We start from the raw sequence: 622 nt of genomic DNA on the forward strand, positions 1-622 counted from the left end.
GTTCAGTACCAGAGCAGCCAGAGCCACCTCAAGCACCAGAGCCGATGGAGCTGTCTCAAGCCAACACGCAAGTTGAGCCGATGAGCCAAGTAACACCGATCAGCGCGCTTGGGTTAAACACGGCGTTAGATGGTATTGCGATTAATGCGCCAAACCTAAAGGGAATCATGGGCAATCAACAAGCGTTACCGCTGTATAAAGTTGAACCTCGTTACCCAAGTAAAGCATTAAAACGCAAGGTTGAAGGCTATGTGATCATGCGCTTTACGATTGACACGACAGGTCGTCCAAAAGACATTGAAGTGATCGATGCAGAGCCAAAGCGTATGTTTGAAAAAGAAGCCATTAGCGCGTTGAAGAAGTGGAAATACCAACCCAAAGTTGAAAATGGTGTGTCGATTGAGCAGTTCGGACAAACCGCAAAAGTGGAGTTCAAATTAGGCAAATGATGAAGAAATTCTTAATCACAACGCTGCTTAGTTTGACCGCAGCCAGTGCGATAGCTAAAGAGCTTAGCCAGTACACCGCATCTAGAGTGCAGCGTGCGCACAGCGTAGCTCAAGAAGAGAAGTTTAAAGAAGCGATCTCAACTCTCGAATCGTTAGATCTATCGCGTGGCTAC

General features: G+C 46.9%; 1 protein-coding gene. It reads left to right on the top strand.

Annotation, left to right across the window (positions count from 1 at the left end; translation table 11 throughout):
* The coding region (locus R7Q11_RS27480; RefSeq protein WP_225467146.1) for an energy transducer TonB at positions 1–449 on the top strand (449 nt) is incomplete at its 5' end.
* Positions 450–622 lie beyond the last annotated feature (173 nt).

This window comes from Vibrio sp. 970, assembly GCF_033339075.1.